This window comes from Streptomyces sp. NPDC002032, assembly GCF_042890765.1.
Lineage (GTDB): Bacteria > Actinomycetota > Actinomycetes > Streptomycetales > Streptomycetaceae > Streptomyces.
In genome coordinates this window covers 1-23,373 of the sequence record NZ_JBIASM010000018.1, presented here as the reverse complement: position 1 = coordinate 23,373, position 23,373 = coordinate 1, and the positions used below count along the sequence as shown (strand labels likewise).

General features: G+C 74.3%; 22 protein-coding genes. 13 read left to right on the top strand and 9 right to left on the bottom strand.

From position 1 onward, the window contains the following. Positions 1 to 55: 55 nt before the first annotated feature. Positions 56 to 1,243, bottom strand: a complete 1,188-nt coding sequence (locus ACFYYT_RS30235; protein WP_351827379.1) for a PP2C family protein-serine/threonine phosphatase — start codon at positions 1,241 to 1,243, stop codon at positions 56 to 58. Between the two features lie 101 nt (positions 1,244 to 1,344). On the opposite strand from ACFYYT_RS30235, the gene ACFYYT_RS30230 reads away from it, so the two are divergent. The 4 genes from ACFYYT_RS30230 to ACFYYT_RS30215 all read left to right on the top strand — a co-directional run bounded on the left by ACFYYT_RS30230 (position 1,345) and on the right by ACFYYT_RS30215 (position 5,263). After that, the gene (locus ACFYYT_RS30230) at positions 1,345 to 1,845 is read left to right on the top strand and encodes a MarR family transcriptional regulator (RefSeq protein ID WP_351827376.1); all 501 of its coding nucleotides are present in this window, start codon (positions 1,345 to 1,347) and stop codon (positions 1,843 to 1,845) included. Positions 1,846 to 2,040: 195 nt separating this feature from the next. After that, positions 2,041 to 3,735: a PP2C family protein-serine/threonine phosphatase gene (locus tag ACFYYT_RS30225; protein WP_351827375.1), complete on the top strand. Its 1,695-nt coding sequence runs from the start codon at positions 2,041 to 2,043 to the stop codon at positions 3,733 to 3,735. Then, positions 3,732 to 4,850, top strand: coding sequence for a cobalamin B12-binding domain-containing protein (locus ACFYYT_RS30220; RefSeq protein WP_351827373.1), 1,119 nt, complete (start codon positions 3,732 to 3,734; stop codon positions 4,848 to 4,850). Before ACFYYT_RS30225 ends, ACFYYT_RS30220 begins: the two co-directional genes overlap by 4 nt. Beyond that, the gene (locus ACFYYT_RS30215) at positions 4,847 to 5,263 is read left to right on the top strand and encodes an STAS domain-containing protein (RefSeq protein WP_351827371.1); all 417 of its coding nucleotides are present in this window, start codon (positions 4,847 to 4,849) and stop codon (positions 5,261 to 5,263) included. Before ACFYYT_RS30220 ends, ACFYYT_RS30215 begins: the two co-directional genes overlap by 4 nt. Positions 5,264 to 5,285: 22 nt before the next feature. Here the strand turns inward: ACFYYT_RS30215 and fabV are convergent, their stop codons facing one another. Continuing rightward, the gene (fabV, locus tag ACFYYT_RS30210) at positions 5,286 to 6,494 is read right to left on the bottom strand and encodes an enoyl-[acyl-carrier-protein] reductase FabV (protein ID WP_351827369.1); all 1,209 of its coding nucleotides are present in this window, start codon (positions 6,492 to 6,494) and stop codon (positions 5,286 to 5,288) included. 182 nt (positions 6,495 to 6,676) lie between these two features. Then, the gene (locus ACFYYT_RS30205) at positions 6,677 to 7,294 is read right to left on the bottom strand and encodes a helix-turn-helix domain-containing protein (protein WP_351827366.1); all 618 of its coding nucleotides are present in this window, start codon (positions 7,292 to 7,294) and stop codon (positions 6,677 to 6,679) included. 222 nt (positions 7,295 to 7,516) lie between these two features. Here ACFYYT_RS30205 and ACFYYT_RS30200 point away from each other — a divergent pair, with 222 nt between their 5' ends. Then, positions 7,517 to 8,977, top strand: coding sequence for an MFS transporter (locus tag ACFYYT_RS30200; protein ID WP_351827363.1), 1,461 nt, complete (start codon positions 7,517 to 7,519; stop codon positions 8,975 to 8,977). Here the strand turns inward: ACFYYT_RS30200 and ACFYYT_RS30195 are convergent. After that, positions 8,974 to 10,269, bottom strand: a complete 1,296-nt coding sequence (locus ACFYYT_RS30195) for a PP2C family protein-serine/threonine phosphatase (RefSeq protein WP_351827361.1) — start codon at positions 10,267 to 10,269, stop codon at positions 8,974 to 8,976. The two genes, ACFYYT_RS30200 and ACFYYT_RS30195, sit on opposite strands and share 4 nt — an antisense overlap. Positions 10,270 to 10,483: 214 nt before the next feature. On the opposite strand from ACFYYT_RS30195, the gene ACFYYT_RS30190 reads away from it, so the two are divergent. Both ACFYYT_RS30190 and ACFYYT_RS30185 read left to right on the top strand, forming a co-directional pair. Next, positions 10,484 to 11,263: an alpha/beta hydrolase gene (locus tag ACFYYT_RS30190; protein WP_351827359.1), complete on the top strand. Its 780-nt coding sequence runs from the start codon at positions 10,484 to 10,486 to the stop codon at positions 11,261 to 11,263. Between the two features lie 117 nt (positions 11,264 to 11,380). After that, positions 11,381 to 11,737 carry a PRC-barrel domain-containing protein gene (locus ACFYYT_RS30185; RefSeq protein WP_351827356.1) on the top strand — a complete coding sequence of 119 codons (357 nt, stop codon included), beginning with the start codon at positions 11,381 to 11,383 and terminating at the stop codon, positions 11,735 to 11,737. A gap of 194 nt (positions 11,738 to 11,931) precedes the next feature. Here ACFYYT_RS30185 and ACFYYT_RS30180 read toward each other — a convergent pair whose 3' ends face one another. Beyond that, positions 11,932 to 12,996 (bottom strand): alkene reductase, encoded by a 1,065-nt coding sequence (locus ACFYYT_RS30180; protein WP_351827353.1) that lies wholly within the window; start codon positions 12,994 to 12,996, stop codon positions 11,932 to 11,934. A 184-nt stretch (positions 12,997 to 13,180) separates the two neighbouring features. Here ACFYYT_RS30180 and ACFYYT_RS30175 point away from each other — a divergent pair, with 184 nt between their 5' ends. After that, positions 13,181 to 13,705 (top strand): MarR family winged helix-turn-helix transcriptional regulator, encoded by a 525-nt coding sequence (locus tag ACFYYT_RS30175; protein ID WP_351827350.1) that lies wholly within the window; start codon positions 13,181 to 13,183, stop codon positions 13,703 to 13,705. Here ACFYYT_RS30175 and ACFYYT_RS30170 read toward each other — a convergent pair. Next, positions 13,702 to 14,571, bottom strand: coding sequence for a LysR substrate-binding domain-containing protein (locus tag ACFYYT_RS30170; protein WP_351827348.1), 870 nt, complete (start codon positions 14,569 to 14,571; stop codon positions 13,702 to 13,704). The genes ACFYYT_RS30175 and ACFYYT_RS30170 overlap by 4 nt on opposite strands. A gap of 81 nt (positions 14,572 to 14,652) precedes the next feature. Between ACFYYT_RS30170 and ACFYYT_RS30165 the strand changes: the two genes are divergently transcribed. Further along, positions 14,653 to 15,639 carry an MBL fold metallo-hydrolase gene (locus tag ACFYYT_RS30165; protein WP_351827345.1) on the top strand — a complete coding sequence of 329 codons (987 nt, stop codon included), beginning with the start codon at positions 14,653 to 14,655 and terminating at the stop codon, positions 15,637 to 15,639. A gap of 46 nt (positions 15,640 to 15,685) precedes the next feature. Here the strand turns inward: ACFYYT_RS30165 and ACFYYT_RS30160 are convergent, their stop codons facing one another. Both ACFYYT_RS30160 and ACFYYT_RS30155 read right to left on the bottom strand, forming a co-directional pair. Then, the gene (locus ACFYYT_RS30160) at positions 15,686 to 17,071 is read right to left on the bottom strand and encodes a HAMP domain-containing sensor histidine kinase (protein WP_351827344.1); all 1,386 of its coding nucleotides are present in this window, start codon (positions 17,069 to 17,071) and stop codon (positions 15,686 to 15,688) included. Then, on the bottom strand, positions 17,068 to 17,769 hold the full coding sequence (locus ACFYYT_RS30155; RefSeq protein ID WP_351827341.1) for a response regulator transcription factor: 702 nt from the start codon (positions 17,767 to 17,769) through the stop codon (positions 17,068 to 17,070). The genes ACFYYT_RS30160 and ACFYYT_RS30155 overlap by 4 nt, the downstream gene beginning before the upstream one ends. A 72-nt stretch (positions 17,770 to 17,841) precedes the next feature. Between ACFYYT_RS30155 and ACFYYT_RS30150 the strand changes: the two genes are divergently transcribed. The 4 genes from ACFYYT_RS30150 to ACFYYT_RS30135 all read left to right on the top strand — a co-directional run bounded on the left by ACFYYT_RS30150 (position 17,842) and on the right by ACFYYT_RS30135 (position 22,344). Next, positions 17,842 to 19,023: a UDP-N-acetylglucosamine--N-acetylmuramyl-(pentapeptide) pyrophosphoryl-undecaprenol N-acetylglucosamine transferase gene (locus ACFYYT_RS30150; protein ID WP_351827339.1), complete on the top strand. Its 1,182-nt coding sequence runs from the start codon at positions 17,842 to 17,844 to the stop codon at positions 19,021 to 19,023. Further along, complete coding sequence (locus tag ACFYYT_RS30145; RefSeq protein ID WP_351827336.1) at positions 19,020 to 20,075, top strand: SDR family NAD(P)-dependent oxidoreductase; 1,056 nt, start codon at positions 19,020 to 19,022, stop codon at positions 20,073 to 20,075. The genes ACFYYT_RS30150 and ACFYYT_RS30145 overlap by 4 nt, the downstream gene beginning before the upstream one ends. 511 nt (positions 20,076 to 20,586) lie before the next feature. Then, entirely contained in the window at positions 20,587 to 21,852 is a 1,266-nt protein-coding gene (locus ACFYYT_RS30140) for an RICIN domain-containing protein (RefSeq protein WP_385315312.1), read from the top strand. Positions 21,853 to 21,909: 57 nt separating this feature from the next. Continuing rightward, positions 21,910 to 22,344 (top strand): peptidase inhibitor family I36 protein, encoded by a 435-nt coding sequence (locus tag ACFYYT_RS30135; protein WP_351827334.1) that lies wholly within the window; start codon positions 21,910 to 21,912, stop codon positions 22,342 to 22,344. A 92-nt stretch (positions 22,345 to 22,436) separates the two neighbouring features. Here ACFYYT_RS30135 and ACFYYT_RS30130 read toward each other — a convergent pair whose 3' ends face one another. Beyond that, entirely contained in the window at positions 22,437 to 22,889 is a 453-nt protein-coding gene (locus ACFYYT_RS30130; RefSeq protein ID WP_351827331.1) for a CAP domain-containing protein, read from the bottom strand. Between the last annotated feature and the right edge of the window lie 484 nt (positions 22,890 to 23,373).

Here is a 23,373-nt window from a genome sequence, read left to right as displayed (position 1 = left end):
CGCCTTTCGGCAGCCGCCGGGGACGTCCAGCGGCCCCGGCCGTCCCCGCACGAGGTCACCCCTGCACCGCGTCCGGCTCCTCGTCGGCCCGGCCGCGCCAGTCGAGGCAGACGACCATGGCGTCGTCCGCCGCCTGGATCTGGCCCCGGTGCCCGGACAGCTCCTCCAGCATCGCCCGCGGGACCTGGGAGGGCGGCAGCAGCCGGGTGCTGATGACGGCCCGGGTCAGCGCGTGCAGGCTGTACGGCTCCCCGCCGGGCGAGGCCACGTCGTAGACGCCGTCGCTCAGGAAGAACAGCCGGTCCCCGGGCAGGACCCGGAAGCGCTGACAGGTGTAGACGGTGTCCTCGAACATGCCGAGCGGCAGCTGGGCCTCCAGCTCGATCGGTTCCACGACGCCCTGCCGCAGCCGCCAGATCCGGGGCGATCCGGCGTCGATGATGTCGACCTCGCCGGTGTCCAGGCAGAAGCGGAGCAGCAGCATGGCCAGGTGCTGGCGCCCCTGGTACTGGCCGTACACCGCCTGGTCCGCCAGCGACGCCTGGTCGACGAGGCCGAGACCGGCCCGCCGGGCGTTGCGCAGGGCGCTGACGGCGAGATTGGTCAGCAGGGCCGCCTCGATCCCCTGCCCCATGCCGTTGTTGACGGTCAGCGTCAGGTGCTCGGCGGAAGCCGACCAGTCGAAGCTGTCGCCGTAGATGGCGTAGGCCGGCTCCAGCTGGCCGCCGAGGTCGTACTCGGGCCGGGAGCAGGAGCGTCCGGGCAGCAGCTGCCACTGCATCTCCGCGGCCAGGGTGAGCCGGGTCGCCCGCCGCGCCTGGAGGAAGAGGTCGGTGTCGCGTTCGGCGACGAGGATCTCGTGGCCCAGCGCGTCGGCCACGTCCTGGAGCTCCCCGAGGACCAGGCCCTCGTACGCCTGGGCGGAGAAGTGCGCGCTCAGCACGCCGATGCGGTCGCCGCGCACGCTCACGGGCAGGTGGACGCTCACCTCGGCGCCCAGATCGCTCACGTACGGTTCCTGGGCGCCGAAGGCCCGGCCTTGCGGACTGTTGTGCACCGACACGGGATCGGCGGTGAAGGGAAGTGCGGTGACGGGCTGGAGTCTGGTCATGGCGTAGTCCGCCATCAGCAGTTCGACGTAGTGCGCGCGGTACCGGTCGAGCAGTACGTCGCGGACCTTGTCGAACAACTCGTGCGGGGCCGCATTCCGCAGAATGCGCTCCACTCCCTGGGGTCGTGCCACCGGCCTGGGTCCTGCCTCTCTGGGAACTGCCAATATGGGGGACCACGAAGCCGCCGGTCCGTCGGGGGCACGCAGCGCGTACATCCGGTAGGGAGTGTCACATGAGTCAGAGGCCGGTCGACCCCGCCCGGCCCGCAACGGCGGCGGTGGCGGAGGTGAGCGACATGATCGAGCTGCTGGAGGTCGTCTGGGAGCGCAGCCGTGACACGGCCTGCGCCCCTCCCGTCTCCTCGGCCCAGGCCCGGGTCCTGTTCCTGATCGACGGGAACGCCGGGATGAACCTGGGCACGCTCGGCAGGCTGCTGGGAGCGGCTCCGCCGTCGGTCACCCGGCTGTGTGACCGGCTCCAGGCCGTGGGGTTCCTCGAACGACAGCCCGGACCCGACGACCGCCGCGAGATCCGGCTGGGGCTGACGCACGCCGGCCGGACCTACCTCGGGCAGCTGCGGGCCCGCAGGGAAGCGGCGCTGACGGAGGCGATGTCCGCGATGCCGGCGGCCTCGCGGGCCGCCCTGGCCGTGGGCCTGGCCGACTTCTGCGCGGCCGTCGCGCGGCCGCTGAGGCTGCCGTCCCCGGAGGATCTGACCTCCCGGTCTGCCTGACCGGCGGGCGTCGTGAGGGACCGTCACATGTCCGGACGCACGTCTGTACGGGCTGTCGCGACGACGGGTGAGGCGGCCCCGGTCGGCCGGGGCGGGATTGCGCCCGCCCTGCCCGATGATGGATAGTTGCCGAGGGGAAACTATTTTGCCGTCCGAAGTGAAGAGGTGAGGGGCCCGCGCTGCGAGTCCTTGTCTATGGCCAGTTCCCCAGGGCGATCCGCCCCGACGAGCCGAAGCGTCACAGGACCAGCGTGCGCCACCGCCCCCTGCCCCGTCCTCGTGGTCGATTCCGAGGGGACCCTGTCGCTGGTGAACCAGGCGGCCGCCGTCCTCTTCCCCGGGGCGCGGATCGGCGCCGAGCTTAGCGCCGCGGTGCCCCGCTGGATCACCACCGCCCACCGCCGGTTCAAGACCGGCGAGCCGCTCCCGGCCTCCGCCGCGCCCCCGGCCCCGGCCGACGGGGCCGTCGGCGACCGCAGTTTCGCGGCGCACCCGACCCCCCTGGACCACGGCGACGTCGCCTGGTGGTTCATCGACGACACCGAACGCCGCACCGCCGCCGAGGCGCTCGCCGTGGAACGAGGCCGGACGAGGTTCCTGAGCCTGGCCTCCAACGCGCTGCTGTCCTCCCTCAACGTCGACCGGTGCATGGCCGTCACCGCACAGCTCGCGGCGGAACACCTCGCCGACGGCGCCCTGGTGATCGGCCCGGCTTCCGGCCGGACCCACGACACCGTCTCCTGCGCCCGGGGCGCAGAACCCCGCGCCGCCCGCCTGACCGTCGACCCCTCGGAGCTCCCCGGCCTGGCCGAGGCGCTCCAGGGCTTCCCGCCCCTGCCCTCCCGCTGGGTCGACCCGGCACTGGCACCGTCCTGGGTGGTCCCCGAGGGATTCGGCACCGTCGGCTCGATGGTCGTCACCCCGCTGCCCGGCCCCGGGGTGGCCGCCGGAGCCCTCGTCCTGCTGCGCCACGGTGACACGGCGGCCTTCGACGACAACGAAGAGGTGTTCGCGCGGCTGTTCGCCGCACGCGCCGGCGCCGCGATGTCCGCCGCGCGCCTGTACGCCGAACAGACCTCGATCACCGAGACGCTCATGCGGGACCTGCTGCCCCCCGCCCTCCACCACATCGACGGGATCGAATTCGCCGGGGGCTACCGGCCCTCCGGCGACGACCACCGGATCGGCGGCGACTTCTACGACGTCCACCGGACCCCGCCCCCGGGCGCGGGCGCGGACGCCGACGAAGCCGGCGGCGGCGAAACTCTCGTGGTCCTGGGGGACGTCTGCGGCAAGGGGCTGGACGCCGCCGTGCTCACGGGCAAGATCCGCAACACCCTCCAGGCCCTGCTGCCGATGGCGTCCGACCACCGGCGGATCCTCCGCCTCCTCAACGGCGCCCTGCTCAACTCGCACCACGCCCGGTTCGCCACACTCGTCCTGGCCTCGGTGGCCCGCCACGACGGCAAGGTCACCCTCCGGCTGACCAGCGCCGGCCACCCGCCGCCCCTGATCGTCCGCGGCGACGGCACGGTGGAGGAGGTCCCGACCCGCGGCACGCTCGTCGGGGCGCTGCCCGAGGTGGAGGCCGTCACCTTGCGCGCCGAACTCGCCCCGGGCGAGACCTGCGTGCTGTTCACCGACGGCTTCACCGAGGCCAAGGGCGGCCCGCTGGGCGACGAACTGTTCGGCGAGACCAGGATGAAGCGGGCCCTCTCCGACTGCGCGGGCATGCCCGCCGAGGCGATCGTGGAACGCATGCAGATGCTGGCCGCCCAGTGGATCGGCGGCGGGCGCCACGACGACATGGCCCTCGTCGCCATCACCGCACCGCGGACCAACCACCTCAGCGCGGTCGGCGGGCACGGCCCGGGGAGGTACACGGCATGAGCCTCCCCCTCCCGTCCCCCGAGGGCGGCGGGCCCGTCCTGGCGGACGCGCGGCAGGAAGGGGCGCGACGCCTCTGGGACGCGGTCCTCGCCCAGGACGAGACGGCCGCGCGCGACGCCGTCCTCGCCGCCGCCGAGAGCGTCGGCGCGGAGAGCGCCCTGCTGGACGTCATCGGGGTGGTGCAGCGCCGGGTCGGCGCGGAATGGGCCGCCGACCGCCTCAGCGTGGCCCAGGAACACGCGGCCACGACCATCAACGACCGGTGCGTCTCCGCCCTCGTCCGCCACCCCTGCGCACAGGCCCCGCCGGGGCCGAGCGCCGGGCACATCACCGTCGCCTGCGTGGACGGGGAGTGGCACGGCCTGCCCGCCAGGCTGCTGTCCGAGGTCCTGCGGCTGCGCGGCTGGCAGGTCGACCACCTCGGCACCCTGGTGCCGCCCCCGCGGCTCGTCGCACACCTCCACCGCACCGGGCCCGCCGCGGTCGCCCTCTCCGGCTCCCTCGCCACCCGGCTCCCGGCGGCCCACGCGACCATCGCCGCCTGCCGGGCGGCCGGGGTCCCCGTCTTCGCGGGGGGTTCCGCCTTCGGCGAGGACGGCCGCTACGCGCGGATGCTCGGCGCCGACGCCTGGGCGCCCGACGCCCGCGGCGCCGCCGACCGGCTGGCCGCGGGCCCGCTGCCCCGCCCGCGTCCGGGCCACGAACCCGCCGACCACCTGCCCCACCTGCGCGACCAGGAGTACACCCTGGTCACCCGCTCGGCCCCGCAACTGGTCAAGGCCGTCGTGACCGGCCTCACCGAGCTCCTGCCCGCCATGCGCGCGTACTCCGCGTGGCAACTCCAGCAGACGGCGCAGGACATCGCCCACATCGTCGAATTCCTCGGGGCCGCGCTCTACGTCGACGACGACGACCTCTTCACGGGCTTCATTTGCTGGACCGCCGACATCCTCACCGCCCGTCACGTCCCGGCGAACGTGCTGCTCCCGACCCTGGACCTGCTCGGCGCCGAGCTCGGGGACTTCCCCCGGGCGACGCGGCTGATCCGTCGCGGGGCCCGGGAGCTGACCGACCGCCCCGCCCCGAACTCCCCGGCTCCGGAAGTACACCGATGACCACCAACCCCGCACCCGTATCGCTGACCCTGACGCCCGCCGCGCCGGACGCGGCGGCCGACCGGAGCGTCACCCTCGCCCTGGAGGGCGACCTCGACCACGAGACGTACCACCTCCTGCTGGAGGCGGTGGACCGAGAACTCGGTACGCGTCCCGACGTGCGGATCCTGCGCCTGGACTGCACGGGTCTGCTCGTCTGCGACTCGATGGGCCTGTCGGCGCTGCTGATGGTCAGACGCCGGACGCACGCGGCGGGCGTCGCCCTCCACCTCGACGGCAGGCAGCCCCCGCTGGAGCGGGTGCTCGCCCTGACCGGCACGCTGGAGCACCTGACCGGAGCGCCCGTCAGGACCGTCCGCGACGACCGCCTGGGCCGCGAAGTGGGCCGCGAACTGGGCCGCGAACACCCCTGACGGGCGGGGGGCCGGGCGCGGATCAGGGCGCCGGAGCGGGCCAGGGAACCTCGGTTTCGACCGGGGCGTTGTAGTCGACGCCGGGCACGGAGAAGCCGTAGAGGCGGCGGACCTCGTCGGCGAACCAGCCGAGGTCGCCGAGCGCGGTGATGCTGTCGCTGGTGGCGCTGCTCCAGCGTTCGGCGACGGCGTCCTGTACGGCGGGGTCGAGCTCCCAGGTGTCGAGACGGACCCGGCCCTCCTCGTCGAGGCCGAGGGGCCGGGCGCCGGTCAGCCGGTCCCACAGCTGTGTCAGCTGTCCGACCGGGCTCACCATGGCCTCGCCGACGACGCCGCGCAGCAGCCCGGTGTACAGGGCGATGCCCGGGATGGCGGTGGAGGACTGGGTGACCGCCGCGGCATTGACCGAGGTGACGGCCCTGCCCCCCAGGGTCTTGCGCAGACGCTCGTCCAACGTGCGGGCGGTGGCTTCGAGATGGGACTTCGCCGCGCCGATGGTGCCCTGCCGGTAGATCGCCGCGGTCAGCGGCGAGCCGATGTAGGACAGGGCGGCGGTGGTGAAGCCCTCGGCCAGCAGCGACCGGTCGGCCAGGAACGTGATCCACCGCTCCCAGTCGAGGCCGCCCATCACCGCCACGGTCTGCTCGATGTCATCGCCCTCGGCCGGCGCGGTGGTGACCTCCTTGACCTCCGGGGCGCCGAGTTCGTCGAAGACGAGGGTCTTGGTGGTGTGCGGCGAGCCGATCGGCTTGAGGGCCGAGGCGTACACCGCACCGGTGTCCGGGTCGGTGCGGCGGGGCGCGGCCACCGAGTAGACCAGGAAGTCGAGCCGCCCCCCGAACCGCTCGGTGAGGAGACCGGCGACCTGCTCCTTCATCGCGTCGCCGAACGCGTCACCGTTGAGGAACACCATGTCCCGCCCGTGCTGCCGGGCGAGGCGGGCGGTGGCGGCGGTGCGGTACCAGCCGGCCGTGCCGGTACGCCGCCCGGGCGCCTTCTCGAAGCACACGCCGATGCCACGGATGCCGACCCGGGCCAGCCCCGCGATCGTGGCGGCCAGACCGTACCCGGCGGACGAGCCGATCACCAGGGCCACGGGCCCGTCGCCCTCGGCCGTGACCGGGCCGGGGACCGCCCGCCACATCTCTTCCACCAGCCATCGGCAGCCCTCGGGGTGCGAGTCGAGGAAGAGGAAGCCCCGGCTTTTGGGCGCGATGACGCGTTCGCTCACGGTGTGGTCTCCCAGGTGTGGTCACGGACGGGCACGGCGGGGGCCGTCCCGGCCCCCGGTCCCGCGTTACCGCAAGTCTGTCGCCGCACCGGCGAGCGGGGTGATCTTGACGGGCACAACGATGCCCGGCCTCCCTTGGAGGGTTTGCCTCTGGCCCCGACGTGCGGCGGCCCGTGCGCGGGTCAGGCCCGGCGGCGGGGGAGCAGCGGGGGAGCGGGGTTCGGCAGGGGGCTGGCGGCGGCGGGGGTCAGGCCGTCCAGGACCAGGGTCACGTAGCGCCGCCAGCCCCCGTCGCCCGGATCCATCGTCCACAGCACGCTCACGAGCATGCCCATGACCCGCTTCAGGTCGTCGGGTACGAGGTCCTCCCGGATCACCCCGCTCTGCTGGCCCCGCGTCACCAACGGGTCGAGCGCGTCGAAGAAGCGGGCGCCGGCCTCCGAGGTGAGGATCCCGGCATTGCGCGCCGCCGTCAGGACGTGGTGCTCGTCCGCCGCCGACGTGAGGGCCGCCTCGATCACGGAGGTGAGCCCCCGTCGTGGGTCCTCGTCGTCGAGGGCGCGGTCGATGACGGGGAGCACCTGCTGGGTGAACTGCTGCTCCAGCACCGCCCGCAGCAGGGCCGCCTTGTCCGGGAACCGGCGGAAGAGAGTCGCGATGCCCACCCCGGCCTGCCGGGCGATCTCGTCGAGCGGCGCCTCGGGGCCCTGCTCGGCGTAGACGTCGCGGGCCGCCCGCACGATCTTCTCGACGTTGCGCAGGGCGTCGGCGCGCAGTGGCCTGGGGGTTTCGGTGGGCACGCGCCCAGCCTAACAACCGGTGACCGGCCAACAGTTCGAGTTGACACGCCGCGAGCCGTCAAGTGATAGTTGACTACTGGATAGGGTGTGCTCGTTCGAGTGAACCGATATCAGCCGCCCCACCCCGACCGCGCACCCCACCGCTCCACCGCTCCACCGCTCCACCGCTCCACCGCGCCCGGACGGCGGGGCGGCCGACCCACGCCCAGAGGGACCCTCCCCATGCCTCAGCCGCCCACGGCTCCGCAGACCGGCAAGGTGATCGCCACGCTCGCCCTCGCGGGCGTCACCGCCGCCGTCATGCAGACCCTGGTCACCCCGCTCCTCGCCGACCTGCCGAAGCTCCTGCACACCTCCCCCTCCAACTCCGCCTGGGTCGTGACCGCCACGCTCCTCGTCGCGGGGGTGTGCGTCCCCATCAGCGGGCGCCTGGGCGACATGATCGGCAAGCGCCGCATGCTCCTGGCGTGCGCCGTCCCGCTGATCGTCGGATCGGTGGTGTGCGCGCTCGCGGGCAGCGTCGTCCCGATGATCGTCGGCCGTGGTCTGCAAGGCATCGGCATGGGGATGATCCCCCTCGGGATAGCCCTGCTCCGCGACCTCGTGCCCGCCGAGAAGCTCAGCTCCTCCATCGCCCTGGTGAGCGCCTCCATGGGCATCGGTGGCGGCATCGGACTCCCGCTCTCCGCGGCGGTCGCGCAGTACGCCGACTGGCGCTTCCTCTTCTGGGGGGCCGCCGCGCTCGCGACGGCCGTCGCCGCCATGATCGTCGCCTTCGTCCCCGACGTTCCGGCCGGCGCCCGGGGCCAGCGCTTCGACTTCGTCGGCGCGCTGGGCCTGGCCGTGGGCCTGGTGTGCCTGCTGCTCGCCGTGTCCAAGGGTGCCGACTGGGGCTGGGGCTCCGCCACCACCCTCGCCCCGTCCGCCGCCGCCGTCGTCGTCCTGAGCGCCTGGGGCTGGTTCGAGTGGCGCACCACCCACCCGCTGGTGGACCTGCGCACCACCGTCCGGCCGCGCGTCCTGCTGACGAACCTCGCCTCCGTCTTCATCGGCTTCGGCATGTACGCGAGCATGCTGGTCGTCCCGCAGCTGCTCCAGTACCCCGAGGCCACCGGCTTCGGCCTGGGCCAGTCCATGCTGGCGGCGGGCCTGTGGATGCTGCCCGGCGGCCTGATGATGATGGCCGTGTCCCCGCTCGGGGGCCGTCTCACCAATGCGCGGGGGCCCAAGACCACGCTGGTCTGCGGCGCCCTCGTGCTGGCGGCGGGATACGGCGCGGCCCTGCTGCTGGCCGGTACGGCCCCGGGCCTGATGGTCGCCGCCATGATCATGAACAGCGGTGTCGCCCTCGCCTACGGAGCCATGCCGGCCCTGATCATGGGCGCGGTGCCGCTCGCCGAGACCGGCGCCGCGAACGGCTTCAACACGCTCATGCGCTCCCTGGGCACCTCGGTCGGCGCCGCCGTGGTCGGCGTGGTCCTGGCCCACATGACCACCACGGCCGGCGGGTTCACGTTCACCTCCGAAAGCGGCTTCCGCACCGGCCTGCTGCTCGGCGGCTCGCTCGCCCTCGTCTCCGCGACCGTCGCCGCCCTCATCCCCGCCCCGCGGCCGCAGCCGCTCAGCCCCCGGGACCCGGCGGGCCCGGCGGCCGAGTCCGCCCGCGCGGCCGCGGGTACCTAGGCCGGCCTGCCCGGCGCCCGTCGCTCCCGCCCCTCCGCGGGCCGTCCCGCCGGGTGCTGTCCCGGCGGGTGCCATTCGGCCACCAGGAGGGTCGCGTCGTCCCTGAGGCGGTGCTCCTGGTGGGTGAGGAGGTGCTGGATGAGGCGCCGGAGCGCCTCCGGAGCGCTGTCGCCCGAGGCGGTGGAGCGGATGACGGTGTCGGCCAGGCGCTGTTCGCCGAAGAAGGTCCCGTCCCGGGAGCGGGCTTCGGTCACGCCGTCGCTGTAGATCAGGACGCGGTCGCCGGGCTGGAGGCGGACGCGCTGCGGTACGGGCGGGTCCGGCGTGTGGAACCCGAAACCGAGGGGGAGGTGGGCGGGGCGTTCGAGGGCGCCCTGGAGCACGCGGCCGTCGCGGATCAGGAGCGGCGCCGGGTGGCCGCAGTTGATCCAGGTGAAGTCCCCGTGCAGCGTGTCCAGTTCGGCGATCACCGCGGTCATGAGCCGCTCGGGGATCCACCGCACCAGCGTGCGGTCGATGGCCGCGACGATGTCGGGGAGGGTCCCGCCGGACCGACGGGTGGAGCGGTACGCGGCGAGCCCCGCGGCGCTCGCGCCCCCCGAGGCGAGGTCGTGGCCCATCGCGTCGAGCAGCGCCAGGTGCAGCACGTCGTCGGCGAAGCTGTGGTCGAAGGCGTCACCGCCGATGTCGTACGCCGGTTCCAGGGCCGCCGAGGAGGTCGCCCGGCCGGTGCCGATGGTCCGCGGCGGCAGGAACGCCCACAGCAGCTCGGCCTGAAGGGTCATCGGCCGCGACCGCTCGCGCCGCACGAGGTCGTCGTGGTGCGAGGACTCGGACACCACCAGCAGCGCGGCGAGGCTCGCCAGCGCCCGGCCCGCTTCCAGCAGCCCGCCGTTCGCGCCGGGGACGACGGCCCGCATGACTCCGATCCGCTCGATGCCGTCGACCATCGGGAACCAGACGGTGTCCTCGTCCCGCGCCCGCTGGACGCGCTGGGTCCGGTACGCCAGACCGGCCAGCGACCGGTCGATGTCGAGACCGTCCTGCTCCTCGGCGCTGAGACGGTCCCCCCGCTCCTCGGTGGTGCGGGCGCCCCGGGGCAGCGGCGCCAGCCTCACCTGCTGGACATCGGCCAGGTACAGACGGGTCCCGGTGATGCCCAGCCGGCCGGCGGCCCCGGCGATCAGACCGGCCAACTCCACCGCGGACGCACCGTGGGAACCCTCCAGCACCCCCGCCAGTACGGCGCCCAGCTCGTGCGGCACGGCGGCGGCCGTCTCCGGCGCCGTCACCTCGGGCCCGTATCCACGCGCTCACGAGTCACCGCGCACCTCGCCTGTTCCCGGCCGACCTGACGCGCCCATCCTCGCCGCCGCCCGCCTGGGACCGCGTCCGACACGACGGACCGCCCCGCCACATCCCGTCGGGCGCACGAACCGGGCTCTCCACCGTCACCGCGCCGGACGCGGCGGCTCATGCGGCGCGGTGCCCGGTTAGCATGCGGAAATGGAGACCCGAACCGGCCCGGTGGTGGTCCACCACGTGGAGCACGGCAGCGGCCGCCCCGTGCTGGTGCTCCACGGCGCCGGCGTCGACCACCGCGAGGCCGAGGCCTGCTTCGAGCCGGCCCTCGGCGGCGTGGCGGGGCTGCGCCGGATCTACCCCGACCTCCCCGGATCGGGCCGCACCGCCGCACCCGGCTCGCTGCGCGGCGCCGATGACGTCCTCGCCACGCTGCTCGGCTTCGCCGACGCCGTCACGGGCGGGACCGCGTACCTCCTCGCGGGCCACTCGGCGGGCGCGTACTACGCGGCGGCGATGGCCGCACGGCGCCCGGACCGCGTCGCGGGCCTGGCGCTCGTCTGTCCGCTGACGCCGCACCCGCGCGACGTCCCCGAGCACCGCCTCGTCGCCGGGACGGGGGAGCTGGGCGACGAGGTCTTCCGGAGCTACTTCGTGGTCCAGACCCCGGAGATGCTCGACCGCTACGAACGCCACGTCGCGCCGGCCGCCGCCCTCGTGGACCGGGCCGCCGCCGAGCGGATCGGCGCACGGTGGACGCTCACGCCCGACGGCGCACCGCCCTACCCCGGCCCGGCCGTGGTCGTGGCGGGGCGACTGGACTCCACGGTCGGGTACGCCTCCGCCATCGAGCTCGCCGCCCGGCACCCGCACGCCTCGCTGGCCGTCGCCGACGACGCGGGCCACGCCCTGCCCCACGAGCAGCCGGAGCTGCTGCGCGCCCTGCTCACCGAGTGGCTCGCCCGCGTGGAGCGGGCGCGCTGAACGCGCGCGCCGAACCGGAGGAACGGGTTCGGGATCGGTGCGCATGAGCCGGTGCGCAAGGGGCACGTGCGGCGGGGCAGGCGCACATCGGGACACCAGAACGAGGAGTGATGGATCATGCACGACGACATGTGGGCGTACCGGTCCGGCATCGTCCACCCCACGGGCCAGGACATCACCGGCTACACCGTCGCGGCGGCGGACGGCACGATCGGCAAGGTCGACAAGCATTCGGCCGACGTGTCGGACGCCTACCTCGTCGTCGACACCGGACCGTGGATCTTCGGCCGGGAGGTGCTGATCCCGGCGGGCACCGTCGCCCGGATCGACGAGAGCGAGCACACCGTGCACGTCGACCTGCCGAAGGAGCAGATCAAGGCGTCGCCGGAATTCCATCGCGACCGTCACCTGAGCGACCCCGACTACCGGCTCGCGATGTCCGAGTACTACGGGGCCACCGGCTCCGGACGGTGACGCCCGGCGCCCCGGGGCACGGGGGGTGGGCACCCGCTCGGAGGGGGAGGGGGCAGGTGCCCACGGGTGGCGGCCGACGGCCGCTCATCGGGCCGGCCGCCTCTTCCAGCGTAAGCCGGGCTCCCGTCCGTGCCCCGGCGAGCCCGTAAGCCGGGCTCCCGTCCGTGCCCCGGCGAGCGCGGAAGGGCTCCCGGTCAGCGGGCCGGGTAGTCCGTGTAGCCGCGGGCGTCGCCCCCGAAGAAGGTGGCCGGATCCGGCGCGTTGTACGGGCCCGCGGTGCGCAGGCGCCCGGGCAGGTCGGGGTTGGCCAGGAAGAGGGCTCCGAAGGCGAGGAGGTCGGCGAGGCCGTCCTCGATCAGGGGCAGGGCGCGGTGGTCCGTGGGGCCCTCGGTCGCCGGGTTCAGGATCAGCGTGCCGGAGAACTGCTTGCGCAGCGCGAGGGTCGCGTCCCGGGCTTCGGGGCCGTGCTCCATGACGTGGAGGTAGGCCAGGCCGAGCCCGTCGATCTCCTTGACGAGCGCCTCGTAGGCGGGCTGCGGGTCGGGCTCGGAGATGTCGTTGTACGGGTTTCCGGGCGAGACGCGCAGGGCGGTCCGCTCGGCGCCGATCGCGGCGGCCACCGCCTTGACCACCTCCACCGCGAAGCGGATCCGGTTCTCCACCGGGCCGCCCCACTCGTCGGTGCGCAGGTTCGAGCCGGGGGCCAGGAACTGGTGGATCAGGTAGCCGTTGGCCCCGTGCAGCTCCACCCCGTCGAAGCCGGCCTCCACCGCGTTGCGGGCGGCCTGGGCGTAGTCCGCGATGGTCTGGCGGACCTCGGCGCCGGTCAGCTCGTGCGGGGTTTCGAAGTCCTTCATGCCGTCCCCGGCGAACAGCTGTCCCTGGGGGGCCACCGCCGACGGGGCCACGGGGACGAGGCCGTCGGGCAGCAGCGAGGGGTGGCCGATCCGGCCGGAGTGCATCAGCTGGGCGAAGATCCGGCCGCCGCTCGCGTGCACGGAGTCGGTCACCGCGCGCCAGGAGGCGATCTGCTCGGCGCTGTGCAGGCCGGGGGTGAACGGGTAGCCCTGGCCGACGGGGGAGGGCTGGATGCCTTCGCTGATGAGCAGGCCCGCCGAAGCGCGCTGGGTGTAGTACTCCGCCATGAGCGCCGTCGCGACGCCGCCCTCGCCCGCCCGGCTGCGGGTCATCGGTGCCAGGGCGATCCGGTTGGACAGGCCGGTGCCGGGGATGCGGACCGGTTCGAAAGCGCTGGTCATGCTCGCCTCGCAAAGTTAGTTGGTCGGCCAATGAATGGCTGCGGTGTCAGCGTACCGCATTACTTGGCCGACCAATCCAATGTCGGCGCGGCGGGTAGAATTCCCCCGACAGCGGCCGGGCGGCCCCGCGCGGCCGCCCCCGCCGGCCCGATCCGTACCACCCCTGCCCAGGAGGCGCGCCCCGATGACTGCGGAACCCGTCCAGGAGCCGCGCACCACCCCGGGGTGCGCGGTGCCCAGCGCCGTGCTGGACGGCCCGGTGAGTCATGCGATCAGCCGGGTCGCGCGCCTGCACCGGATCGCGGCGGGCCGGGCCCTGCGCGACCTGGGACTCCACCCGGGGCAGGAGTTCCTGATGATGCACCTGTGGGACAGCGGGGCCGTACGCCAGTCGGAGCTGATCAAGGCGGTCGGCCTCGACCCGTCCACGGTGACGAAGATGCTCCAGCGCCTGGAGCACGCGGGCCACGTACGCCGCCGCCCCGACCCGGCCGACCGGCGGGCCTCGCTGGTGGAGGCGACGGAGACCAGCTGCGGGCTGCTGGTCGAGGTCCGCAGGGCCTGGGGCGAACTGGAACGCCAGACCCTCGACGGCCTGGACCCCTCCGAACGCGCCGAACTGGCCCGTCTGCTGGGCAAGGTCGAGACCACGCTGTGTACGGAACTCACCCGCGGCGGCGGGGCGGAGTGCGGGGCCGGGACGCCCTAGTCTCCGTCGCCGTCCGGCCGGCGGTAGGTGGCCGCCGCGAGGCGGACGAAGGTGGGGATCAGCGGGTTCGGATCCCCTTCGTTCCACACCACCACGACACGACTCGGCGCCATGCCGGCCACCGGTACGGCGACCAGCCCCCCGGGCACCTCGTGTCCGAGCGGGGTCATGCCGACCGTGCCGTTCCAGAGCACGGCCTGCCGGCATTCCTGGACGGCCCGGACCACCGGCCCCTCGCGTGGCTCGCCGCCGCTCCAGTACGCACACCACAGCGGGTCGGTGCCGTCCGGGAAGCGGAACCAGCGCCGGCCGGCCAGGTCCGCCAGCTCCAGGCGCGCGCGGCGGGCCAGGGGGTCGTCGGCGCGGAGCACCGCGCCGACGGGGTCGGCGCGCAGCCCGCGCACGCGCAGACCGGCCTCGTCGAACGGCGCACGGGTGAGGGCGACGTCGACCCTTCCGGCGCGCAGCCCACAGGTCGGATCGGTCAGGCCGGCCTCGCGGACCCGGACTTCGGTACCCGGGTGCCGTTCCCGGTACGCGTCGGCCAGCCGGACCGCGCCCAGGTCGGTGCCGTCGCCGAGCAGGCCGACGGTGAGGACCGCGGGCCCGGCCGCCGCGGCCACCCGTGCGCGCACCCGGTCGGCCCGGCCGAGCAGGCCGCGGGCCTCGTCCAGCAGCACCGCGCCGGCGGGGGTGAGGGTCACGCCCGTGGGGGAGCGGAGCAGCAGGGTGGCGCCGAGGCCGGCCTCCAGGCGCTTGACCGCCCGGCTCAGCGGGGGCTGGCTCATGTGCAGCCGGGCTGCCGCCCGGCCGAAGTGGAGTTCCTCCGCGACCGCGACGAAATAACGCAACGTTCGCAGCTCCATGCTGCGACGATACCCGTCCGGTACCGGGGTGTTCCGTATCGGTCCTGGACGGCCGGGGTACCCGGGCGCTGGAATCGGAGCATGAACGAGATACCGCTTCCCGACCCCGCCGTGCACGTCGCAGGGGCCCGGGAGATCGCCCCCGACCTGCTCGTGATCCCGGACCGCGGGGTCCCGCTGGTCCCCAACATCGGCCTCATCGGCGGCACATCGGCCGTGCTCGTCGTCGACACGGGCCTCGGCACCGCCAACGCCGAACAGGTCCTCGCCCTGGCGTCCGAGGTGGCCGGGGGCCGCAGGCTGTACCTGACCTCGACGCACTTCCACCCCGAGCACGCCTTCGGCGCGCACGTCTTCGCCGGGCGGGCCACGTACGTCGTCAACCGCGCCCAAGCGGACGACCTGAGGGCGAAGGGAGCCGGGTACCTGGAGATGTTCCGCGGCCTCGGCCGGACGGTCGCCGACCGGCTCGACGCCGGAGTCCGCGTACCCACCCCCGACGTGGTCCACGACGGCGGCTACGAGCTGGACCTCGGCGGCCGCACCGTCCGCCTGCGGCCCACCGGCCGGGGCCACACCCAGGGGGACCAGGTGATCGAAGTACCGGACGCCGGGGTGCTGTTCACCGGAGACCTGGCCGAGGCGGGACAGTTCGCGATCTTCCCCTGGTTCCCGCCGCACGACACCGACGTCTCGGGCGTCGGCTGGCTCGCGGTCCTGGACCGGCTGGTGGCGGACGGCCACCGCCTGGTGGTTCCCGGCCACGGCGAGGCCGGCGGCCCCCGGCTGCTCGCCGACGTCCGCGACTACCTGCGCGAGCTGCGCGACGAGACCTGGCGCCGGCGCGACCGCGGCACGGCCGACAGCGAGATCGTGGCCGAGGTCCGGGCGCTGCTGACCGAACGGCACCCGGAATGGACCGGGCAGGAGTGGATCGAGAAGGGCGTCGGCTGCCTGTGCGCCGAATACGCCGAGCGCTCGGAGGACGCGGAATACGCCGCACACACCGAGCACGCCGCACACACCGAGCACGCCGGGCACTCCGGGCACTCCGGGCACTCCGGATGATCTGCGCCGGCCCCACCGCGCCGGGGCCCGGGGCCGCCCGGCACCGTCAGAACGTCAGCCGCAGCAGCGCCCCGCCGCCCGGCGCCGCCCGGGCCGTCAGCTCGGCCCCGTGCGCCCGGGCGATCTGCCGGGCCATCGCCAGGCCCAGCCCCGAGCCGGGCAGGGCGCGGGCGCTCCCGGCCCGGTAGAAGCGGTCGAAGACGTACGGGAGGTCCGCGTCGGCGATCCCCGGGCCGTGGTCACGGACGGTCAGCTCCGGTGCCCCGCCCGGCCGGACGGCCAGCTCCACCTCCACGGGCCGGCCCGGCGGACTGAACTTCGCGGCGTTGTCCAGCAGGTTGCCGACGAGCCGGCTGAGCCGGGCGGGCACCCCCTCGACCGTCACCGGGACCGTCCTGACCCGGAATTCCGTGGCGGGCCAGTGCGTTCGGGCGGCCTCCGCGCAGTGGTCCACCAGCGCCCCGAGCCGTACCGGCTCCACCAGCGCCTGTGGCTCCTCGTCCCTGGCCAGCTCGATCAGGTCGTTGACCAGGCCCGTCACCTCCCGCAGCTGCCGCCCCAGCGCCAGCGACGCCCGCTCGCGCTGCTGCGCCGTCAGCCGTTCGCCCCTGGCGAGCAGTTCGGCGTTGGTGCGCAGGGCGGTGAGCGGGGTGCGCAGTTCGTGCGAGGCGTCGGCCACCAGGCGCCGCTGGGCGGTGACCGACTCCTCCAGCTCCCCGAGCATGGTGTTGAAGCTCCGGGCCAGCCGGGTGATCTCGTCCTCCCGACCGGGCGGCGGGAGGTCGATGCGGTGGCGCGCGTCGCGGGTGGCGGCGATCCGCTCGGCGGCGGCCGTGAGCCGGGAGACGGGCGCGAGGCCGGTCCGCGACACCCAGTACCCGAGGACGGCCGCCAGCAGCACCCCGGCGGCGGCCGTCACCGCGAGCCAGCGGGCGGCCCGGTCGATGCCGAGCTCCACGGTGTCGGAGCGCAGTGCCACCTGGAGGGCCCGGCCCTTGAGGAAGTCCGTGGTGAGCATCCGCGCGGGATGACCCTCCACGACGATGTCGGTGTAGAACGGGGCCAGCTTCCGCCCCGCGACCAGCCGGGTCTGCGGCGCCACCGGCATCGTGTACGCGTGCTCGCCGCCCTTGGGGTCCGCGCCCGGATCGGCCGGCACGATCTGGACGCAGGCGGGCGCCGCCAGGTACTGGCACGACCAGGAGGCCGTGCCCGGCGGTGAGTTCCCGTACTCCTCGGCGGCCCGCCGGGCCGCCTCCGTCAGGCTCAGGTCCAGCTGCCCGTACAGCGCGGACCGGCCCTGGAGGAAGGCCGCGCCGCAGACGCCGACCGCGACGAAGGCCACCGCGGCGGTGACGGCGATCGCGAGCCGGGTCCGCAGCGGCCGGCGCCGCCGCCACGGCGCCGAGCGCCTGCCGGCCCCCCGGGTCACCGCACGTCCAGCCGGTAGCCCACCCCGTGGACGGTGTGCACGAGCCGGGGCTCCCCGCCCGCCTCCAGCTTCCGCCGCAGATAGCCGACGTAGACGGCCAGGGAATTGGAATCCGGCCCGAAGTCGCGACCCCAGACCAGCTCCAGGATCAGCTCCCGCGTCAGGACCTGCCCGGGGTGGCGCAGGAGCAGCTCCAGCAGCGCCGCCTCGGTCCGGCTGAACTCCAGCGCACGCTCCCCGCGCCGCCCGGTCCGCGTGAGCGGGTCCAGGACGAGATCGGCGTAGCCGAGGGCGACCGGACCGGCGTCCGCCGGATCCGGGGCGGCCCGCCGCAGCAGGGCCCGCACCCGGGCCACCAGCTCGTCGAGGGCGAAGGGCTTCACCAGGTAGTCGTCGGCGCCGGCCTCCAGCCCGTCGACCCGTTCGCTGACCGAGTCCAGCGCGGTCAGCACGAGCACGGGCGTCCGGTCGCCGGCCGCACGCAGCTGACGGCAGACCCCCAGCCCGTCCAGCACCGGCATCATCACGTCCAGGACGACGGCGTCCGGCTCCCACGCCGCCACCTCGGACAGCGCCGCCAGGCCGTCGGCCGCCCCCCGCACCTCGTACCCCTCGACGGAGAGCCCGTCCTGCACGGCGGCCCGCACCTCGGGCTCGTCGTCGACCACCAAAATCCGGTACCTGTTCGCGGAGCTCATGGACAAAGCCTGCCAAACCCCGGATCCGGAACTCTTAGAACCCTCTTAGGGCACACCGGCAAGGTGCTCGCCATGACCTCCCCACACCTCTCCGTAGTCATCGGCGCGGGCGGCACCGGCGGCCACATCTATCCCGGACTGGCGCTCGCCGAAGCCCTGCGCACGGCCGTCCCCGGCGCCGAGATCTCCTTCGTCGGCACCGAACGGGGCCTGGAGACAGAACTGATCCCGGCCGCCGGATACCCCCTGCACACCGTCGACATGATCCCCTTCGACCCGGCCCTCGGAGCCAGGCGCTACCTGCTGCCCGCCGCGCTGCTGCGCTCGGCCGGGCAGGCCAAGTCCGTGATCCGGGCCCAGGGAGCACAGGTCGTCGTCGGCATGGGCGGCTACCCGAGCGCGCCCGCCGTGCTCGGCGCCCGGCTGGCGGGGCTGCCCGCGGTCATCCACGAGTCCAACGCGGTCCCGGGCCGCGCCAACCGGTTCGCGGCCCGGCTCACCCCGCACGTCGCCGTCGCCTTCGACCGCAGCCGCCCCCACCTCGCGGGCGGCGCGCGGGCCCTGACCACCGGGATGCCGATATCGGCATCCCTGTCGGTCCTCGCGGCCCGGACCCCCGCCGAGCGGACCGTGCTGCGCGCCGAGGCCCGCCGGGCCCTGGGGGTGCCGGACGGGCGCAGGCTGGTCGTCTTCAACGGCGGCAGCCTCGGCGCCCTGCGCCTGACCGGGGCCGCCGTCGCCCTGGCCGCGCTGTGGCAGGACCGCCGGGACGTCCACCTGCTGATCAAGACGGGTCCGGCCGCGCTCCCCGCCGCGGTGGCGGACCTCGCCGAGCAGGGCGGGCAGCTGGTCGCCCGCGCCGTGCCCTACCTGGACCGGATGGACCTGGTGTACGCGGCCGCCGACCTGGTGGTGTGCCGGGCCGGCTCCGCGACCGTGGCCGAGCTCGCCGCGACCGGGGTCCCGGCCGTGCTCGTGCCGTACCCGCACGCCCCCGGTGACCACCAGACCCACAACGCCCGGGTGCTGTCCGACGCGGGCGCCGGTCTGCTGCTGCCCGACGGGGAAACCGGCGCCGCGACCCTGGCCGCCCGGATCGGTCCGCTGCTGGCCGATCCGGCCCGCCTCGCGTCGATGGCCGGAGCCGCAGACCCCGGCCCGCACGCGCGGGCCGCCGAACTCCTGGCCGCGTACGTCCTGAACGTGGCCGGCCTGCCCACCACCCGCCCCCTCCCGAGCCTGGAGCGCCTGTGAACACCGCCGCGAACCCGACCGCCACCACCGCCACCGCCGGGGCCCCGGTCCCGGCGACGGACCCCTGGGCCGGCCGCACCGTCCTCGTCACCGGCGCCGAGGGCTTCATCGGGTCCACGCTGGTGGACCTCCTCGCCGCCCGGGGCGCACGGGTCCGTGCCCTCGTGCACTACAAGCCGTACGCCGAGAAGGGCCACCTGGCCGGGCACCTCGCCACGACGGACGGTCCGGTGGAGATGTGGGCCGGTGACGTCCGCGACCCGGGCCGGATCGACGACGCCGTCGCGGGCTGCGACACCGTCTTCCACCTGGCCGCGCTGATCGGCATCCCGTACAGCTACACCTCGCCCGGCGCCTACGTCCAGACCAACGTCACCGGCACGCAGCACGTCGCCGACGCCTGCCGCCGCCACGGGATCCGCCGCCTCGTGCACACCTCCACCAGCGAGGTCTACGGGACCGCCCTGACCGCCCCCATCTCCGAGAGCCACCCGCTCCAGCCGCAGTCCCCGTACTCCGCGTCGAAGATCGGCGCCGACATGCTGGCGCTCTCCTTCCACCACGCGTTCGCGCTGCCGGTGACGGTGGTGCGCCCGTTCAACACCTACGGACCCCGCCAGTCGGCCCGCGCCGTCATCCCGGCGATCCTGGCGCAGCTGCACTCCGGCTCCCGCGAGATACGACTGGGGTCCTTGACCCCGACGCGGGACTTCACGTACGTCACGGACACGGCGGAGGGCTTCCTCGCGGTGGCCGAGTGCGACCGGGCCCTCGGCGAGGTCGTCAACCTGGGCACGGGCCGCGAAATCTCGGTCGGGGACCTGGCCCGGGAACTGATCGCGGCCTCCGGCCGGGACGCGGAGGTGGTCGAGGACCCGTCCCGGCTGCGGCCCTCGGGCAGTGAGGTGCACCGGCTCCTCTCGGACAACTCCCGGGCCCGGGAATGGGCGGGCTGGAGCCCGAAGGTCTCCCTGGCCGAGGGTCTGGGCCACACCTCGCGGTGGGTCGCCGAAAACCTCACCCGGTTCGCCCCCGACCGCTACCAGGTCTGAGCCTCCGGGGCGCCGCCGGCCGCCGGCCCCCGCCGGGAGCGTCACCCGCCGGATCCGCCGTACCGGGCCCGCTCAAGAGCCCGGGCACGGCGGGGGCCTACTCGCCCGCGCGGCGGCGGCCGGCCGGGCCGCGGCGCGGGACGTGCGCCTGCCCGGCCCGGCACGGCTGCGGACCCTGCAACACCGCTTGCAGTACCGATCGTTGGAAGGCGGGCAGGGCGGGACCGACCCGCGCGCTGAGCTCCCGTAAACGGATCCTCTGGCTCCTAGTCATGAACCGCCTTTGCCCCGGCGGCGCCCGGCCACGCACCGGGATGGTGACGCCGTCCGTCAGGTCTCGACGGATCGTGCGGCTGCCGACGTCTTGACGCGGCCGTACGGCGCGCCTTCAATCAAGTACTGAAGGAAGGGGCGCGGACTGACCGCTTCCGCGTTCATTTCCCGGCGATGCTTTGTCATGCCCATGATTGATTCACCGTCACCTCTCCTCCCCCCACAGCAGAAACGAGTGATGACTGTGCGCTCAACCCGGTACCGGCGCGCGCTCCTGTGCGCCCTCGCCCTCATGTGCTGGGGCGGGATGGCCGCCCCCGCCACCGGGGCCGGTGAGCCCGCCCCCGTCGCGCGGGCCGCAGCGGCCGTGACCTTCTCCGACGACTTCGACGGCCCCGCCGGAGCCGCCGTCGACTCCGGCAAGTGGCAGATCGAGACCGGTGACAACGTCAACAACCACGAGCGCCAGTACTACACGGCGGGCAACCGCAACGCCGCCCTCGACGGGCAGGGTCACCTCGTCATCACGGCCCGCAAGGAGAACCCCGCCGACTACGCCTGCTGGTACGGCCGTTGCGAGTACACCTCGGCCCGGCTGAACACCGCGGGCCGCTTCACGCAGACGTACGGACACGTCGAGGCGAGGCTCAAGGTGCCGCGCGGCCAGGGCATGTGGCCCGCCTTCTGGATGCTCGGCAACGACATCGGCCAGGTCGGCTGGCCCAACTCGGGCGAGATCGACGTGATGGAGAACGTCGGCTTCGAACCGTCGACCGTACACGGCACCCTCCACGGGCCCGGCTACTCCGGGTCCGGCGGCATCGGGGCGGCGTACTCCCTCCCCGGCGGCCAGGCCTTCGCCGACGCCTTCCACACCTTCGCGGTCGACTGGGCCCCCGATTCCGTGTCCTGGTCCGTCGACGGCGTCGTCTACCAGCGGCGCACGCCCGCCGACCTCGGCGGCCGCAGCTGGGCCTTCAACAAGCCGTTCTTCCTGATCCTGAACCTCGCGGTCGGCGGCTACTGGCCGGGCGACCCCGACGGCAGCACGGCCTTCCCCGCGCAGCTGGTGGTCGACCACGTCCGCGTGACCTCGTACGACAGCGCCCCCGGCGGCCGGACGGGCCAGATCAGCGGGCTCGCCGGCAAGTGCGTCGACGTGGCCGGGGCGAACCCGGCGAACGGCACCCCCGTCCAGCTCTACGACTGCAACGGCACCGCCGCCCAGCAGTGGACGCTCGGCTCCGACGGGACGGTGCGGGCCCTCGGCAAGTGCCTCGACGTCGCGAGCGGCGGCACCGCCGACGGCACCCCGGTCCAGCTCTACGACTGCAACGGGACCGGTGCCCAGCGCTGGGCGGTCTCCGGCGCCCGCGACATCGTGAACCCGCAGGCGAACAAGTGCCTCGACGTCACGGGCGGCGGTTCCGCCAACGGGACGCGGCTACAGCTGTGGACCTGCACCGGGGCCGCCCAGCAGAAGTGGACGGTACCGACGGGCTGACGCCGGTCCGGGGCCCCGCCGGGTGCGATCTTTCCGGTGGGGGAGTGGGATGGAGACATGGAGCGTTTGCGCACCGGACGCTGGACCGGGGCCCTCGGCGCGGCGTGCCTCGCGCTCGGCATCGTCCTCGCTCCCGTGGCCGCGGCGGCGCCGGATGACGCCGTGGCCCCGGATGAGCGGTGTGCGCCGGGGTGGGTCTGCGGATGGACCGGTCCCGCGTACACGGGTGTGGTGAGCCCGGTGGCGCAGGACATGCCGCGATTTCCGGAGACCACGGCGTACGTCGGGTTCAACGACGGGGCGTCGGTATGGAACGGCGCCGCCCCCGGGCGGCCCGGCGGGGCGTCCCGCGGTCGGTGCGTCACCCTCTACAACGCGCCCGGCTACACGGGGCGGAGCCTGACCCTGGCGCCCGGACGGGGTATCGCGCGCCTCCCGGCGTCCTTCGGCCACATCCACTCGGGCCGCTTCCACAGCTGCCGGCCCTCCTGACCGGCGAGGGAACCCGGAGGGCGGCCCCGTGGTCGTGGACCACGGGGCCGCCACCCCGGAGGAGCGGAAGCCGGCGCCGGTGCGTCGCCTGATCAGTCGGTGAAGACCTGGACGATGCGGTCGCCCGAGACGGCGACCCCGGTCTTGGTGAAGCTGCAGTTCTTGATGTTGGGCGCGTGGAAGCCGCTCTTGAGCCAGCCGTCGACGTGTACCTTCTCGCTGCCCGAACCCCAGGCGATGTTCTCCGCGGAGGCGTTGAACGTGGCCCCGGCCTTGCGCAGCCGGTCCTGCACGGAAGAACCGTCCGAGCCCGTGTGGCTGGTGGTCGTGTCGTTGGCGTACTCCTGCGCCGCCGCCGTCAGCGCGGGGTCCACGGTCAGCGGCTGGCAACCGGCCGCCTGGCGGGCCTGGTTGACGAGTTCGAGGATCTTGTTGGGGTCGTTCGCGAGCGGCAGCACGGCGCGCGTGCCGGCCGTGGCGGACGCCGCGCCGGCCGTTGCCGTACCGATGGCGCCGGTGAGTACCAGCAGGGACGAAGCACACATGACGGTGCACCCACGCCGTATACGAGCGGATCGGGAAACCATGGAATCACCTTCCCTCTCGAGGAAGAGCGGCGGACGGTGAGCCGCCGCCGGGCCCCCACCCCTCGCCGATTCTCCGCCGCACCCCCCGCACCCGCATCTCCCGACGGCAAACCCGCAGGTGGGACCGCGATACGGCCGACGGCAGAGCCGGCCGCGCCCCCCGGCGACCGGATCGTGTGGGGGTATCCGAGGAGTGTTCTCCTGCTCACCCTGGGTGAGATCCGGGGTCCCTCCCGGTGAGGCGGCCCACAGGACGCACGTCACATACGAAGCGGGACCGTAGACCGCCCACCCCCCGCGCGGCCGCCGTGCACCGGGCCGGCCGGGGGGCCAGGGGTGCTGTCCTGCGAGGGTGGCTAGTATCCGGGGTCTTTGCCAGGGCGGCGGGCCGTCTGTAGAACTGGATGAGTCGCCGGACGGCACGGGTGCTCCACCCGCCGGC